12 protein-coding genes are annotated in these 12,363 nt (G+C 71.1%); 6 read left to right on the top strand and 6 right to left on the bottom strand.

Annotation, left to right across the window (positions count from 1 at the left end):
• Window positions 1-44: 44 nt before the first annotated feature.
• The 3 genes from AB0H21_RS18865 to rocD all read left to right on the top strand — a co-directional run bounded on the left by AB0H21_RS18865 (window position 45) and on the right by rocD (window position 2,713).
• Window positions 45-506 carry an Lrp/AsnC family transcriptional regulator gene (locus AB0H21_RS18865; RefSeq protein WP_358517801.1) on the top strand — a complete coding sequence of 154 codons (462 nt, stop codon included), beginning with the start codon at window positions 45-47 and terminating at the stop codon, window positions 504-506.
• Between the two features lie 153 nt (window positions 507-659).
• Window positions 660-1,460 carry a dimethylargininase gene (gene ddaH, locus AB0H21_RS18860; protein WP_358517799.1) on the top strand — a complete coding sequence of 267 codons (801 nt, stop codon included), beginning with the start codon at window positions 660-662 and terminating at the stop codon, window positions 1,458-1,460.
• Window positions 1,457-2,713 carry an ornithine--oxo-acid transaminase gene (rocD, locus tag AB0H21_RS18855; RefSeq protein ID WP_358517797.1) on the top strand — a complete coding sequence of 419 codons (1,257 nt, stop codon included), beginning with the start codon at window positions 1,457-1,459 and terminating at the stop codon, window positions 2,711-2,713. Before ddaH ends, rocD begins: the two co-directional genes overlap by 4 nt.
• Window positions 2,714-2,740: 27 nt before the next feature.
• Here rocD and AB0H21_RS18850 read toward each other — a convergent pair whose 3' ends face one another.
• The 4 genes from AB0H21_RS18850 to AB0H21_RS18835 all read right to left on the bottom strand — a co-directional run bounded on the left by AB0H21_RS18850 (window position 2,741) and on the right by AB0H21_RS18835 (window position 7,157).
• Window positions 2,741-4,324, bottom strand: a complete 1,584-nt coding sequence (locus tag AB0H21_RS18850; protein ID WP_358517796.1) for an alkaline phosphatase D family protein — start codon at window positions 4,322-4,324, stop codon at window positions 2,741-2,743.
• A 55-nt stretch (window positions 4,325-4,379) separates the two neighbouring features.
• Window positions 4,380-4,850: a MarR family transcriptional regulator gene (locus AB0H21_RS18845; RefSeq protein WP_358517794.1), complete on the bottom strand. Its 471-nt coding sequence runs from the start codon at window positions 4,848-4,850 to the stop codon at window positions 4,380-4,382.
• A 253-nt stretch (window positions 4,851-5,103) separates the two neighbouring features.
• Window positions 5,104-6,078, bottom strand: coding sequence for a hypothetical protein (locus tag AB0H21_RS18840; protein ID WP_358517792.1), 975 nt, complete (start codon window positions 6,076-6,078; stop codon window positions 5,104-5,106).
• Between the two features lie 140 nt (window positions 6,079-6,218).
• Window positions 6,219-7,157: an NAD-dependent epimerase/dehydratase family protein gene (locus tag AB0H21_RS18835; RefSeq protein WP_358517791.1), complete on the bottom strand. Its 939-nt coding sequence runs from the start codon at window positions 7,155-7,157 to the stop codon at window positions 6,219-6,221.
• 496 nt (window positions 7,158-7,653) lie between these two features.
• On the opposite strand from AB0H21_RS18835, the gene AB0H21_RS18830 reads away from it, so the two are divergent.
• Entirely contained in the window at window positions 7,654-8,577 is a 924-nt protein-coding gene (locus AB0H21_RS18830) for a 1,4-dihydroxy-2-naphthoyl-CoA synthase (protein WP_358517789.1), read from the top strand.
• On the opposite strand, the gene AB0H21_RS18825 is transcribed toward AB0H21_RS18830, so the two are convergent.
• Window positions 8,571-9,383 carry a MerR family transcriptional regulator gene (locus AB0H21_RS18825; RefSeq protein WP_358517788.1) on the bottom strand — a complete coding sequence of 271 codons (813 nt, stop codon included), beginning with the start codon at window positions 9,381-9,383 and terminating at the stop codon, window positions 8,571-8,573. The two genes, AB0H21_RS18830 and AB0H21_RS18825, sit on opposite strands and share 7 nt — an antisense overlap.
• Window positions 9,384-9,606: 223 nt before the next feature.
• Here AB0H21_RS18825 and AB0H21_RS18820 point away from each other — a divergent pair, with 223 nt between their 5' ends.
• Window positions 9,607-10,107, top strand: coding sequence for a hypothetical protein (locus AB0H21_RS18820; protein WP_358517786.1), 501 nt, complete (start codon window positions 9,607-9,609; stop codon window positions 10,105-10,107).
• Window positions 10,108-10,296: 189 nt separating this feature from the next.
• Here the strand turns inward: AB0H21_RS18820 and AB0H21_RS18815 are convergent, their stop codons facing one another.
• Complete coding sequence (locus AB0H21_RS18815) at window positions 10,297-10,980, bottom strand: TioE family transcriptional regulator (protein ID WP_358517785.1); 684 nt, start codon at window positions 10,978-10,980, stop codon at window positions 10,297-10,299.
• Window positions 10,981-11,070: 90 nt separating this feature from the next.
• Here AB0H21_RS18815 and AB0H21_RS18810 point away from each other — a divergent pair, with 90 nt between their 5' ends.
• On the top strand, window positions 11,071-12,237 hold the full coding sequence (locus AB0H21_RS18810; protein WP_358517783.1) for an erythromycin esterase family protein: 1,167 nt from the start codon (window positions 11,071-11,073) through the stop codon (window positions 12,235-12,237).
• Window positions 12,238-12,363: the final 126 nt, after the last annotated feature.

Genomic DNA, 12,363 nt, shown 5'->3' with positions numbered 1-12,363 from the left:
CCCTGACTGTGTGTCACGGCCGAACGCGCTGTATACAGGTGCCCGTGGAGCTGGATGCGCTTGATCGGGCGATCGTCGGCGCCCTCGTCGAGGACGCCCGTTCGACGTACGCCGAGATCGGGCAGCGGATCGGCCTGTCGGCCCCGGCGGTGAAGCGCCGCGTCGACCGGCTGCTGAGCACGGGCGCGATCACCGGCTTCACCGCCCGGGTCGACCCCTCGGCGCTCGGCTGGACCACCGAGGCGTACGTCGAGCTGTTCTGCCGGGGGAAGACCTCCCCCGCCGAGATCGGCACGGCGGTCGCGCGCCACCCCGAGGTCATCTCGGCCTGCACGATCACCGGCGAGGCCGATGCGCTGCTGCACATCCGCGCCACCGACGTCCGGCACGTCGAGCAGGTGATCGAGCGGGTGGCCGCCGAGCCCTTCGTCGTGCGCACCAAGAGCGCGATCGTGCTGTCGCGGCTCATTGACACGCCGAACGCCCGCAGCGGCATCGCCCCGTAAACCACAGCGGCGACCAACGCAACGAATCGCCGCAAATGCCCTTTACGACGCAACCGATCCATGATGGCGCGCAAGCTCCGCACCTGGCCGGGACCACTACCCGTTTCTAGGCTGATCTCATCCCCGACCAGCCATTTTCCGACGGAGTGATAGATGGCCCACACCCGGCATTACCTCATGTGCCGTCCCGACCATTTCGCTGTCGAGTACGCGATCAACCCCTGGATGGACCCGGACGCGGGCGCCGACGCGGCGACCGCCGTCCAGCAGTGGGAGCGGCTCAAGGGCGCCTATGAGGAACTGGGTCACACCGTCAGCCTCATCGATCCGATCCCGGGCCTGCCGGACATGGTCTTCGCCGCCAACGGCGCCCTGGTCGTCGGCGGCCGGGTGTACGGCGCGCGCTTCGCGAGCGTCGAGCGCGGCCCCGAAGGACCCGCCTACCTGCGCTGGTTCCAGGAGCACGGCTACGGCACCGTCATGGAGCCGACGCAGACCAACGAGGGCGAGGGCGACTTCCTCACCCTGGACGACGTGATCCTCGCGGGCACCGGCTTCCGCACCGCGATCACCGCGCACAAGGAGGCCCAGGAGTTCCTCGGCGTCCCGGTCGTGACGCTCCAGCTCGTGGACCCGCGTTACTATCACCTTGACACCGCGCTGTTCCCGATCGACGGCTCGAACGTCGCCTACTACCCCGGCGCCTTCTCGCGCGGCAGCCAGGAGGTGCTGCGGCGCATGTTCCCCGACGCGGTGCTCGCCTCCGCCGAGGACGCCGCCGTGCTCGGCCTGAACGCGGTCAGCGACGGCCGCAACGTCGTGATCAACGCCGAGGCGGCCGACCTGTCGCTGGAACTGAAGCGCCGGGGCCTGAACATCATCCCCGTCGACCTGAGCGAGCTGCGCAAGGCCGGCGGAGGGCCGAAGTGCTGCACCCTGGAGATCCGCGCATGACCAGTTCACCCACCACCGCAGAGCTGATCGGGCTCAGCGAGCGCCACAGCGCGCACAATTACCACCCGCTGCCCGTCGTCGTGCGCGAGGCGCGCGGCGCGTGGGTCACCGACGTCGAGGGGCGCCGGTACCTCGACTGCCTGGCGGGTTACTCGTCGCTGAACTTCGGCCACGGCAACCCCGCGATCCTCCAGGCGGCCCAGGACCAGCTCCAGCGGCTGACGCTCACCAGCCGGGCGTTCTTCCACGACCGGTTCGCGGCGTTCTGCCAGGGGCTGGCGGAGTTGTGCGGCAAGGACATGATCCTGCCGATGAACACCGGCGCCGAGGCCGTCGAGACCGCGATCAAGGTGGCCCGCAAGTGGGGCTACGAGGTCAAGGGCGTCGCGCCGGACCAGGCGAACATCATCGTCATGGAGGACAACTTCCACGGTCGTACCACCACGATCGTGGGCTTCTCCACCGATCCGGACGCCCGCAACGGCTTCGGCCCGGCGACGCCCGGCTTCAGGATCGTCAAGTACGGCTCGGCCGAGGCGATCCGGGAGGCGATCGACGCGAACACCGTCGCCGTGCTGCTGGAGCCGATCCAGGGCGAGGCCGGCGTGCTGGTGCCCCCGGCGGGCTACCTCGCCCAGGTCAGGCAGATCTGCGACGAGAACAACGTGCTGTTCGTCGCCGACGAGATCCAGTCGGGCCTCGGCCGCACCGGCGACACCTTCGCCTGCGACCACGAAGGCGTCGTCCCGGACATGTACGTGCTGGGCAAGGCGCTCGGCGGCGGCGTCGTCCCGGTCTCGGCGGTGGCGGCGAACGAGGACGTCCTCGGCGTCATCAAGCCGGGCCAGCACGGCTCGACGTTCGGCGGCAACCCGCTGGCCTGCGCCGTGGGCGAGACGGTCGTCCGGCTGCTCGGAACCGGCGAGTTCCAGGCCAGGGCCCGTGAGCTGGGCACCGTCCTGCATGAGCGGCTCCGCGCGCTGGTCGGACCGGTGGGCGAGGGCGGCCACGGCGTCGTCGCGGTCCGCGGGCGCGGCCTGTGGGCGGGCGTGGACATCGACCCGAGGCTCGGCACCGGCCGCCAGGTGTGCGAGGCGCTGATGCGCCGCGGCGTGCTCGCCAAGGACACCCACGGCTCGACGATCCGCCTCGCGCCGCCGCTGGTGGTGTCGGAGGAGGACCTGAACTGGGCCGTCGACCGCCTGGCCGAGGCCCTGGACGAACTGGCGCACGCCGCCGGGCGCGACCGGTAGCCGGGCGCCGCCGCCGGCCGTGCGTCCTCAGGAGGTCAGGGGGACGCGGGCCAGCTCTTCGAAGTCGGGGCGGGCGGTGTGCCAGCGGACGGCGGCCGAGCGGCCGTCCAGTTCCAGGGACGCGAGGGCGTTGGGGAACCACGGGCCGCCCGTGATCTTCCACCGGAACTCGCGGCGGGGAAGCCCGGCCGTGCGGACCAGCAGGACGCCGGCCAGGCTCGCCACCCCGAGCGAGCCGATCACGTTGGCCAGGCGCAGCGTGCGGCTCAGGGGGTTGCGGATCGGCGAGCACACGGCCTGGTAGATGCGCGCGGAGCCGAGGCCGGCGGAGACCGGCCGGGCCGCGGCGAGGTAGGAGTAGTGCACGTCCCCCGACATCAGGACGATCGTCGCGGGCGCCCGTCCCCGGCGCCCCGCGGCGACGTCGACCAGGACGCGGCCGAACGCGTCGAAGGACTTGCGGAACGCGCCCCAGTGTTCGAGGTCGAGCGCCTGGCGGATCTTCTCGGCCACCCGCGACGCCCGGCGTCCCCACGCGCCGTCGGCGACGGCCTCGTTCCAGCTCTCGACGTCGAAGATGCCGCTCGGCAGGAAGACCGGCACCGAGGAGCCGATGAGCAGGTGGTCGACGCCGCCGGTGGCCCGCTCGGCGAACCAGGACCACTCGTCCTCGTCCAGCATGCGGCGGTCGCCGCGGTCCAGCTTCCTGGCGCTGCGGGTGTCCAGCATGACCAGGCGCGTCCCGCCGATGTCGCGGGAGTAGCTCCACCGCGCGGAGGAGGGGTCCTGGCCGGCCCGCTCGGCGAACGCGTCGAGGAGCGCGCCGCCGTCGGCGTCGCCGCCCGCGCGGATCGCCGCGTAGACGGGGTCGGCCTCGCGCTCGGACGGCGAGAGGTTCCCCAGGTGCTGGTACACCCAGTACGCGCCGAGCGCCGAGACGACCCGGGCCGGCCACCACGGCACCCCGGCCATCTGCCGGCGCCAGGTCTCGGAGGTGTTCCAGTCGTCGCGCACGTCGTGGTCGTCGAAGATCATCGCGGTCGGGACGGTCGACAGCACCCAGCGCACGACCGGGTCGGTCCACGCCTGGCGGTACAGCTCGGCGTACTCCTGGAAGCCCACGATCTCGTCGGGGCCGTCCTGCCGGCGGGAGCGGATGAAGCCGAGCATCTCCTGGGACGGCTCGTCGGCGTAGACCTGGTCGCCGAGGAACAGCATGAGGCTCGGCGGTTCCTCGCCCCGCATCAGGCGGCGGCCGTAGGCGCGCAGGACGTCGACGCCGTGCGTCCTGGTGTGCTCCTCGTCATGGGGGACGCTGGTGCGGCAGGAGCCGAACACGACCCGCCCGAGCTTCTCGACCGGGCGGATGCGGCTCGGCGGGAAGCCGTCGAGCGGCCACACTCCCCGGCCGTCCAGCTCGACGGTGTACGGCCCGGCCACCTCGACGTCGACGATGGCGTAGTGGTGGCCGTGGACGGTGAACGTGCGCTCGGCCGCGCGAACCCCTCCGGCCTCGACCGTGACCTCGCAGGGCTCGCTCGTCTCCACCCAGATCGACGCCCCGGCCTCGTCGGCGTACCTCAGCAACGGGCCCACCAGCAGATCGGGCACGTGGCCTCCCCTCAAGAGCAAGCGATATGAACCATACGCACGAACTCGCCCGGGGTCAGCCTTCCAAAGTCTCGACCAGGCCCTCCAGCTCGCGCATCAGCTCCTCCGTACGGGCCACGCCGTAGGTGGCGAGGATCGCCCGATGGTGCTCGGCGATGCCCGCCTCCAGGCGGCCCAGAAGCTCACTGCCTCGACTTGCGAGGAAAACCGCTACTTTGCGGCGATCTGTGGGATCGTGTCCGCGATACACCACCGCGCGGTCCACGAGCCGGTCCACCGCCTTGGTCAGCGTGGGGTGGGGCATGAGCGCGGCCTCGGCCAGGTCGCCCATCGAATGCCCGCGGCCGTCCGCCAGCGCCTGGAGGATGCGCCACTGCTCGACCGAGACGTCCTCGGCGGCGAGCGCCGCCGCGAGCCCGCGGTTGACGCCCCGCTCGGCGCGGGTCAGCAGATAGGCGAGCGAGGAGCCGAGCCCTTTCACCGGCGGCGCCTCCCGCCGGGGCGGGATGCCAGGTGCCGCCGTCATCGCCGAACTCCCTTCCTCCGCGGATGCCCGAGGAGGATACTCCCCACCGGCCGGAGCGTCCCCGCGCCGCCACACCGCTCAGCCGAGGGCTCGACCAGGGCGGGCGTCGGCGGTGGCGGTAGAGCGGGCCGGACCCTGGCCCCGGCGCGCGCGAGCTCACAGCCGTCCGGCGGCCGTGACCGTCCACGGAACCTGGCCGGCGCGGCTCGTCGCCGCCGCGCCGGCCCGGCTGCTCGATGGACGGCCTCCCGCGTCAGGGGATGATCTGCAGCAGGCCGTACTCCTTGGCCTTGGCGGGCTCGGCGAGGGTCTGGAGCTTACGGCCGGCGGCGTCGAGCACGACCAGGCTGTTGTGCGCGGCGCCGGCGACGCGGACGACCAGGCGCCCGTCCGCGAGGTAGAACGCCCCGGCGAGCCGCCCCTTGACCGGGATCGCCACCTTCTTCCCCGTCACCGTGTCGACGATGGTCGGCGTGAACAGGCTCGGCCAGGTGCCGTCCCCCGTCGGCTCGCCCCTGGGGACCACGTGGACGATGACGTTGCGCCCGTCGGGCGACAGGCTCTGCACGTGGGTCACGAAGGAGATGCCCTTCACCTTGACCGACTTACCGGTCTTGACGTCCAGCTTGTAGACGGCGTCGGCCGTGCCCGCGTACCCCGCGAGGTAGCGCCCGTCCCCCGACCAGGCCAGGTGGCAGACGCCGATGGTCTTGCCCGCCACGTGCCTCCCGGTGCCGTCGAGGTTGACGCTCGACACCGGAGCCAGGTCATCGTTGCTCGCCCCCACGTACGCGACCCGCCGGGAGTCGGGCGACCACGTCGCTGTGCCGCACGGGCCCCCGGCCTGGACGCCCTTGGCGACGGTCGTCACCTTGCTCCCCCAGCCCACCTTCAGCTCGCCGCGGATCGTGATCCAGGCGACCTTCTTGCCGTCCGGGGAGGCGGAGAACTGGAAGTTGCCCGACGGGACGCCCATGCGGGCGAAGCCCTTGCCCGGCTGGTAGCGGTCGATGCGCAGGCCGCGGTTGTAGGCGTAGTAGACGGCCGCGCCGGTGAGCGGCGCCAGGGCGGTTCCCCGAGTGGACGTGGCGGCGTCCCCCGCGGAGGCGGCGGCGCCCCGCGCGGTCGCGGCGGCGCCGCTCGCCGAGGTGGTCGCGGCCGCCGGAAGCACTAAGGCGGGGACGAGCGCGGCCGCGAGGAGCGCGGTGGCCGGTGCGCGAAGTTTCACAGGATCTCCGTCCGTTGGTGCGTGCTCAGAATTGGACGCCGGGATCGCCCATATAGTTCGCCGCGCGTGCCGGGCATCCAGCCGAGCATGATCCCACCGAACGGGCCGGGGCCGCGCCCGTTCCGCAGCCTTCGGTATGGTCAGGCGGCCTTCGCGTCACGCCACCAGGCGATCGTCTCCTTCAACGCCTCGTCCATCGGCGTCGGCGGGACGCCGAACGTCGTCTCGAACGCCGACGAGTCGACCACGAACGGGCGGACGAACTGGTAGCGGGTCTCCTCCAGCTCGCGCAGCAGCGGCGAGAAGAGCCCGGCCGCGCGCATCATCCAGTGCGGCACCGCGGCGACCCGGGGGGACGGCGCGCCGCCGAGGGCGGCCACGCGCTCGGCCATCTGCCGGATCGTCAGCGCCGGGCTCGTGGGGACGTGCCACGGGCGGCCCCACGCGCGCTCGTCCGTGGCGGCGGTCGCCAGGGCCCGCGCCACGTCCGGCAGGTACGTCAGGCTGTGCGGCTGGTCGGGATCGGCCGGGATGCGGGCCGTCCTGCCCGCCAGGACCGGCGCGAGGAAGCGGTCACCGAAGATGGACTGGTCGGTCATTCCCGGCCCGAAGAAGTCCGACCCCCGCAGCTCGGTGGCGCGCAGGCGCCCCGCCTCGTGCGCGGCGAGCGCGTCGGCCCACATGCGGGCCCGGACGCGGCCCTTGCTACCGGCCGACGCCAGTGGCAGGTCCTCGGTCATCGGGCGGTCCACGGGGCCGTACCCGTAGAGGTTGCCCATGATGGCGAGGACCGCGCCGCTCCCCTCGGCCGCCGTGAGCAGCGCGTTCGCGATGGGGGGCCAGTCCTGCGGCCAGCGGTGGTAAGGGGGGTTCGCGCAGTTGTACAGCGCGTCGGCGCCGGCGGCGACGCGGGTGAGGCGGACGGCGTCCCTGGCGTCCGCCGCGACGCGCGACACCCGGGGCACGGCCGGGCCCGACCCGGATCGGGTGACGACCACGACCTCGTGGCCCTTGCCGGCGAGCAGCTCGGCCAGTTGTGAACCGATCTGCCCGGCTCCGACGATGACGTGCTTTCCCATGATCATGTCCTTCGGTACCGCGTGTCAGCCCTGATGCGACGATCCCGCCGTCCACGAACGAGCGCCACACCCCTGCCGACGCACGCTCTCTTTCGAGAGCAATGCTCTCTCAACAGAGCGCCGATCGTCAAGAGCAGTGCTCTCGGTTTCCGTCAAGCCTGCGGGGCACGTCCAGGCGCACCGCCAGGGGAGTGAGCGCCGGCAGCTCAGGCGCGGATCACTCGACGCCACCGGCTCCCGACGCCCATGCCAGGAGCCGGCGAACCCGAGTCCCCCCGTCGGCGGGCCTGCGAAAGGCCACCCCGTCCCGGTGCCGTGGGAGACGACCAGAAGGCTGCCGGGGGCCATCCGTTCGCGGACGGGCGGTCTACGTTCACCCGTATGGCGTCGATCTCCTCCCGCCGCGGCGAGGGCAGGAACAGGAAGGCGGTCAGGTACCCGGTCGATCATGGCGCCTGGGCACGTCGGCCAGATCAGAAATGACTATTCTGCCAATGTGTCCGACGTCAATGTTTCCGAGCTGTTCGACTCCGCCGCCTGGAGCGAGGTGAAGGGCTTCGACTTCACCGATATCACCTACCACCGGTCGACGGAGGCCCGCTCCGGCAAGCGGGTCGTACGCATCGCCTTCGACCGGCCGGAGGTCCGCAACGCCTTCCGGCCGCACACCGTCGACGAGCTGTACCGGGCGCTCGACCACGCGCGGATGAGCTCCGACGTCGGCTGCGTGCTGATCACCGGCAACGGCCCCTCCCCCAAGGACGGCGGCTGGGCGTTCTGCTCCGGCGGCGACCAGCGCATCCGCGGGCGGTCCGGCTACCAGTACGCGAGCGGCGAGACCTCCGACACCATCGACCCGGCGCGGGCCGGCCGGCTGCACATCCTGGAGGTGCAGCGGCTGATCCGCACCATGCCGAAGGTCGTGATCGCCGTCGTACCCGGGTGGGCCGCGGGCGGCGGGCACTCACTGCACGTCGTGTGCGACCTGACGCTGGCCTCGGCCGAGCACGCCCGCTTCAAGCAGACGGACGCCGACGTCGGCTCGTTCGACGCCGGATACGGCTCCGCCTACCTCGCCCGCATGGTCGGCCAGAAGTTCGCGCGCGAGATCTTCTTCCTCGGCGAGGACTACACGGCGGCCGAGATGCACGCGATGGGCGCGGTCAACCGCGTCGTCCCGCACGCCGAACTGGAGGCGACCGCCCTCGAGTGGGGCTGGAAGATCATCGGCAAGTCGCCGCAAGCGCAGCGGATGCTCAAGTTCGCCTTCAACCTGGTCGACGACGGGCTGGCCGGCCAGCAGGTGTTCGCCGGCGAGGCGACCCGCCTGGCGTACATGACGGACGAGGCGGTCGAGGGCAGGGACGCGTTCCTGCAGAAGCGCCCCCCGAACTGGGAGCAGTTCCCGTACTACTACTGAGCCGCCCTTCCGCCACCGTGAACGTTCTTGGTCAGGGCACTGGCGCCGTCCTGTGGTCCTCTACGCGCGTCGAGCCGGCCGCCTCGCGCGGCCCGCAGGTGCTCGATCTGCGCCACGACCTCGACGAACACCCGCAACTGCGCCACGCTGTAGATCTCGCCCAGTACGCCCGCCATCGTGTCGTCCAAGAACTCCTCCCCACGAGGCGAGACAGTCCCCGGAATCGCGAGCCACGGGAAGCGGTCCTGCTGCCGCAGGATCTCTGGCGCCATGCGCGCGGCAAGATCCCTGATCGCGTCGTCGTCGGCGTCGGGGGGAAGCGCGTTGAACTCCTCGTCGATCGGAGTCTGGTCCTCCGCCACGGCACGGAGGTCGTCGAGCGCCTGGTCGTCGAGCAGCCGTGAAAGGACCATCAGCAGCGCCTGGTCGCTGTCGGACAGCCGGCCGGCGATGCGGCCGAACCCGGCCGGCGAGTGGAGCGGCGCGTCGTGCTCGCGGATGGTCGCGAGCTCCGCGCGGATGCTGACCAGCCGCGCGATCGTCGCCTCCAGCTCGGCGTCGAGGTCGCGGATCGCCGTACCCGTGTCGGTGTCGTCGTCGTACAGCTCGCCGATCTGGGCGAGCGACGCGCCGAGGTCGTTGAGCCGCCGGATCTCGAGCAGACGAAGCAGATGGACGGTCTGGTACTGCTTGTAGCCGTTATCCGCCCGCTGCGGTTCGTCGAGGAGGCCGATCCGGTGATAGTAGCGGATCGCCTTGACGGTCGTACCCGCGAGATCGGCAAGCTGCTGCGTACTCCAGGCCATCGCGCCCCCCTCCGCTCATTGTGGCCGATCCGGGTCGGCGACGCGAGTCTGGTCACGGACGGGACGACGACCCACGCACGCACGCTTGCCCCTGCCCCAAGGGCTGACCTTACATTCCGGGGCGGTGGGAAATCTCCACGATCTATTGGCTGGGGTACCTGGACTCGAACCAAGAACAACAGAATCCTGAATTCAATTTCGTGGGGAAGAAGTGAGTCGGTGAATGAGGTTCGACAGCGTGGAGGGCGTCCGGTTCGACGGGCTGCTCAGGTACCACGTCGATGAACACAGCTTCTCTTTCGATGTGAGCAGCCCCGCCGACCTGGCGCACGCAATGGGAGACGAGGGCGTCACGAGCGTCGTGATAGACACCCTCCAGATCGAGGTCGGAGTCTCCACGCACCGCGCTATGTACGTCTGGGGCTACCATCCGCGCTCCGCATGGGAAGAGAGGCCCCTGCCCCGGCCCTCGACCAGGCCGGGAGGGGTGATCATCGCCGCGCAGGAGATCTTCGAGATGGGGGTCTCCGAGCCGGTACCCGGGGAAGAGGGCTGGAAGACGGTGTTCGACCCGTCGAACGGCTGGATCCGCGTGGCGCCCGACGAGGAGGCCGACGATGAGATGGTCGAAGTCGCGACGGGAGTCGTCCTGGGACGGAGAGGGCAGGATCTGCACTCCGTCTGGCTTCATCCTGTGTACGAGGATGGGGCGGACGCGTACTGATCGAGGCTGGTTCTCCTCTGAGATGACGGGAGAGCGGCCACCACGGCCGCCCGACCCCGGCCCCCTGACGTACCTCGGCCTCCCGGTCCCCGGCTGAGGTGATCGGACGTGGCTGACGGGCGTACCGGCCCATGGAGGGCGGCAGGGCCCGCGAACCCTGAGGCTCCGTCCTGTCAGCACGCCGCAGCCTCAGGGTTCGCGGGCGCAGAGGTACGCGTCCAGGTCGGCGGCGCCCTTGAGCATGGCGCGGCCCCGGGCGGATAGGCGGGCCTGCCAGTCGCGCAGGGTCGACTCCAGCGGGGCGACGCCTCCGGCGGAGCGGACCTGAGCGATCAGCGGGGCGATCTGCTCCAGCAGGTAGCCGCCCCGCCTGAGCTGGTGGGCCAGCCGGACGTCCCGTACGTCGGCCGCTCTGTAGATCCGGTAGCCCGTCTGCGGGTCGCGGCGCGGCTGGACCAGCCCGGCGTTCTCCCATTTGCGCAGGGTGGCAGGGCGGATGCCGAGCCTCCTGGCCAGGGGGCCGATGAACATGTGGCCGCGCTCCTGCGGCACGGGCGCCAGATCGCGGAGCGCGGCTTCGACGGCCTGGAGGGTGCGGCGGTCGTCGAGGAGCCGGCCGTGGCTCTCGTCGATGAGTCGCAGCGCGTCCTCGGTGGCACCCCGGTTGACCGCCTGCATGATCGACGTTGCCGTCTGGTGACCGTGCCCGGGCACGAGGGCGAGGAACGCGCGCAGGGCTTGCGCGTGCAGCGGCGTATAGGTGCGAAAGCCGTGCACGGTGCGTTCCGCGGCGGGCAGGATGCCGGCGTCCTCGTAGTTCCTGATCGCCTGGGTGGACAGGCCGTGCTCGCGCGCCAGGTCCACTGGCCTCATGGATGCATCACCGATTGAAGGTCCATACGGTGTGAACGGCGATTTCCACCGGAAAGTTTACACCGAGAGTTCAACGATACCGTTGAAGGTATGGATATCAAGGACCCGGCCCGGCCGCTCGACGGCGCGGGCGTCTCGGCGTTCCTGCGGTCGCTTCCCGCCAAGCCCCTGCTGCTCGGCCTGGGCGAGGCCAGGCACTTCGTGGGAGAGCTCGGCGAGTTGCGCAACGAGATCTTCCGGCATCTGGTCGAGCACGAGGGCTACCGGTCGTTCGCCATCGAGAGCGACTGTCTCATGGGCCTCGTGGTGGACGACTACGTCACGACGGGGGCCGGCACGCTCGACGACGTCATGGAACGCGGCTTCAGCCACGGCTTCGGCGCGTCACCGGCCAACCGCGAGCTCGTGCGCTGGATGCGGGCCTACAACAAGGAGCATGACGAAAAGCTCCGGTTCTTCGGGTTCGACGGCCCTCTGGAGTATTGGGCGGCGAGCCCGCGCCAGGCGCTCACCGCCCTCTACGCCCTCCTCGACGGCCCGCTCCCCTGCGCTGTAGTGACCAGGGAAACCCTTGACACGCTGCTGGGCCCGGACGACCGGTGGGCGAACGAGGCTGCGGCCATGGATCCGTCCCAGTCGATCGGCCAGTCCGCCGACGCCCAGCGGCTGCGACTGATCGCCGACGACCTGGTGGCGCTGCTCGACACGCAGGCGCCGCAGCTGAGGCCGGAGGACAGGGAGCGGGCGGCACTGTACGGGCGCACCGCCACCGGCCTGCTCCGTTACCACTACTGGATGGCCGACGCGTCCCCGGCGCGGTGGACCCGGCTGTCGGCCCTACGGGACGCGATGATGGCCGCCAACCTGCGTGCCGTCGCCGAGCACGGCCCGGCCCTGGTCTTCGCCAGTAACCTCCACCTGCAGCGGAACAAGAGCTCAATGCCGTTCGGCGACCAGCTGCTGGAGTGGTGGAGCGCGGGGGCGATCACCGGGACGCACCTGGGCGACCGGTACGCCTTCCTGGCCTCGGCCCTCGGCACGGTCGGCGACAACGCCCCGCCCCCGGACACCGTCGAGGGCATCCTGTCCACGCTCCCGTGGGACCACTCTCTCATCGACGCCCGCCGCCTGGCCGAGGCCATCACGAAGCCCGCCCCGCGCATCTCCCACGATTTCGCCTATTTCCCGCTGGACCCGGCTCAGCTCGACATGATCGACGGCGTCGTCTTCCTCAAGCAGGCTGTCAGGCTAGGTTGACGGGCGCGTGCGTGTCAGGCTCCTGAGCGTCCCCGAGACGGTCGAGCCTCACGTCGGTCGCGACCTGAGTGCCCGTGGGACGGTTGGGTCTCGCGTCGGTCGTGACGTGAGCGCCCCGGGACGGTC

The organism is Sphaerisporangium sp. NPDC051011 (genome assembly GCF_040653595.1).
Taxonomy (GTDB): Bacteria; Actinomycetota; Actinomycetes; order Streptosporangiales; family Streptosporangiaceae; genus Sphaerisporangium.
The sequence above is the reverse complement of the archived record's forward strand: the minus strand, read 5'-3'. Positions and strand labels throughout refer to the sequence as shown.

Coding starts and splice junctions, on each gene's coding strand:
- AB0H21_RS18845 (WP_358517794.1), bottom strand. CDS start 4,850: ATGACGGCGGCACCTGGCATCCCGCCCCGGCGGGAGGCGCCGCCGGTG.
- ddaH (WP_358517799.1), top strand. CDS start 660: ATGGCCCACACCCGGCATTACCTCATGTGCCGTCCCGACCATTTCGCT.
- AB0H21_RS18815 (WP_358517785.1), bottom strand. CDS start 10,980: ATGAGGCCAGTGGACCTGGCGCGCGAGCACGGCCTGTCCACCCAGGCG.
- rocD (WP_358517797.1), top strand. CDS start 1,457: ATGACCAGTTCACCCACCACCGCAGAGCTGATCGGGCTCAGCGAGCGC.
- AB0H21_RS18835 (WP_358517791.1), bottom strand. CDS start 7,157: ATGGGAAAGCACGTCATCGTCGGAGCCGGGCAGATCGGTTCACAACTG.
- AB0H21_RS18810 (WP_358517783.1), top strand. CDS start 11,071: ATGGATATCAAGGACCCGGCCCGGCCGCTCGACGGCGCGGGCGTCTCG.
- AB0H21_RS18820 (WP_358517786.1), top strand. CDS start 9,607: ATGAGGTTCGACAGCGTGGAGGGCGTCCGGTTCGACGGGCTGCTCAGG.
- AB0H21_RS18825 (WP_358517788.1), bottom strand. CDS start 9,383: ATGGCCTGGAGTACGCAGCAGCTTGCCGATCTCGCGGGTACGACCGTC.